The sequence below is a fragment of the Streptomyces sp. WAC05292 genome (assembly GCF_003949955.1).
GTDB classification, from domain to species: Bacteria; Actinomycetota; Actinomycetes; order Streptomycetales; family Streptomycetaceae; genus Streptomyces; species Streptomyces globosus.
The window spans coordinates 1-2183 of sequence record NZ_RPSE01000636.1 but is presented as its reverse complement, the minus strand read 5'-3'; the positions used below and the strand labels follow the sequence as shown (position 1 = coordinate 2183).

Annotated in this window: 1 protein-coding gene; it reads left to right on the top strand. The window is 77.7% G+C overall.

From position 1 onward, the window contains the following. Positions 1–41: 41 nt before the first annotated feature. Complete coding sequence (locus tag EF903_RS31895) at positions 42–2108, top strand: ATP-binding protein (RefSeq protein ID WP_260616203.1); 2067 nt, start codon at positions 42–44, stop codon at positions 2106–2108. The last annotated feature ends 75 nt before the right edge of the window (positions 2109–2183 follow it).

Genomic DNA, 2183 nt, shown 5'->3' with positions numbered 1-2183 from the left:
CCCCGATCGTCGCGCTGTCCGGCGACTACGACTTCCAGTTCATGATCGAGGAGCTGGCGGTCGTCGCCCCGCGCAAGCGCGCCGACCGCCGCGTCCGCGTCCGCGGCGGCGGCCCCGCCCTCGCCGACTGGCTGCGCACCCCGCGCGTCTTCGACGGCCCCGGGGTGTGGGCGTACGGGCACGTGCCCCGCCCCGCCGAGGAGCCCGAGCACACCCCGACCCGGCAGCTCGTCTCCGGCGCCCTGATCTCCCTCCTCGCCGGACTGCTGCTGTGGTCCCTGCTCTGGAACGGCTACCTGGGCGGCTTCTGGCTCTGGCCGCTCTACATGTTCACGCCCGACTCCTGGGCCGGCACGATGCCGGCCGTCGTCGCCGCCTACACCTGGTACACCGCGGTCGCCCTGATGCTGGCCACCGGCTTCGGCCGGCTCGGCCGCTGGCCCGAACTGGCCCGCCGCCTCCTCGCCGGCGGCGCCGCCCGCGCCGCCCGCACCGACCGGACCCGCCTCCCGGACCGGCCCGAACCCGGCGGCCCCGACGACCCCGCCGGCTGGCCCGAGCTGCGCCGGGCCGGCCTCGGCGACCTCGCCGACCTGCTGGCCGCCGAGGCGGCCTCCGGCCGGATGAACGACGTCGACCACGCCCGGATCCGGCGCGCCTGGGACTCCGTACGCGCCGACCCCGCGCGCGCAGGCGCCTTCGCCGGAGCCGTCCGCGGCAGGGGCGCCGCCGCCTGCCTGCACCCCTCTGGGGCCCGCGACCTGCCCGTGCGCGCCGCCCGCCACGACCTCCTGGCCCGGCAGGTCCTGCTCGGCACCGCCGACCCCGGCACCCGCAACCCGTACGCCCGCCGCGGCACGCGGCTCGCCCTCGACCCCTCCGTGCTCGGCACCTCGCTGCTCGCCGTCGGCCCCTCCGGAGCCGGGAAGACCGCCCTGCTCGTCCGGCCCGTCGTGGAGTCCCTCGCCCTCCAGGCCCTCGCCGGCCAGGCCGCCGTCGTCGCCGTCGCCGCCGCCGGCACCCGGCTGGGTCCGGACGACGGCTTCGACGTGGTCGTCCGGATCGGCGACCCCTCCTCCGTCCACGACCTCGACCTGTACGGGGGCACCACCGACGCCGACGAGGCCGCCGGGCTGCTCGCCGAGGCCTTCACCGGCGACGTCCCCGGCCTGGAGGTCCGGCGCGCCGCCACCGCCCTCGCCCAGCTCCTCGGCCCCTTCCGGACCGCGTACGGCCGCTTCCCGGCCGTGCCCGAGCTGCGCGAACTGCTGGACCGGGTGCCCGCCCCCCTCGACGCCCTGCGCTCCGCCCTCGAAGCCGCCGGAGCGCACGCCATGCTCCGCGAGCTCGACGCCCGCGACCGCCAGCACGGCACCCCCGGCGACCCCGGCCCCGTCCTCGCCGACCGCGTGGCGCTGCTGGACCGGCCCGCCTTCGACGGGTTCTTCGACACCAGCGGCCGCAGCCGGCCCTTCTCGCTGCGCAGCCTGGAGCACCCGCTGCGCGTCCGCATCGACCTCCCCGAGCGGGGGCACGCCGACGCCTCCCGCATCCTCGCCCGCCTGGTCCTCGCCCAGTTCTCCGCCTGCGCGGCGGCCCGCACCGACCGGTCGCTGTTCGCGTTCCTCGCCGTCGACGACGCCTCCCACACCCTGACCGCGCAGAGCGTGCGCGGCCTCCAGCGGCTGCGCACCGCCAACGCCGGCGTCCTGCTGGCGCTGCGCACCCTCGACGACGTCCCCGAGGCGCTGCGGACCCCGCTGCTCGGGGCCGTCGGCTGCCGGATGGCCTTCTCCGGCGTCACCACCTGGGACGGCAGGCGCTTCGCCGAGGCGTGGGGCACCGAGTGGGTGGAGGCCCGGGACGTCACCCACCGCACCGTCTTCGCCGACCAGCCGCTGACCCGGGCCGTGCACGCCTTCCGCAAGCTCGTCACGGGCAAGGCCGTGACGACGGACGCGGTCACCGTCCGGCAGGTGGAGCGGGAGCGCTGGTCCGCCTCCGACCTCGCGCACTCCGTCCCGCCCGGGCACGCCGTGCTCTCGCTGACCACGGTCCGCGGGGAGCGGGCGGCCCCGCTGCTGGTGCGGCTGGAGGGAACGGGCTGAGCGGACCCGTACGGGGTGGCAGAATCAGAAGGGCCGTTCATACGGCGCGTCGAAATCCCGCGCGCCCCCTTCGGC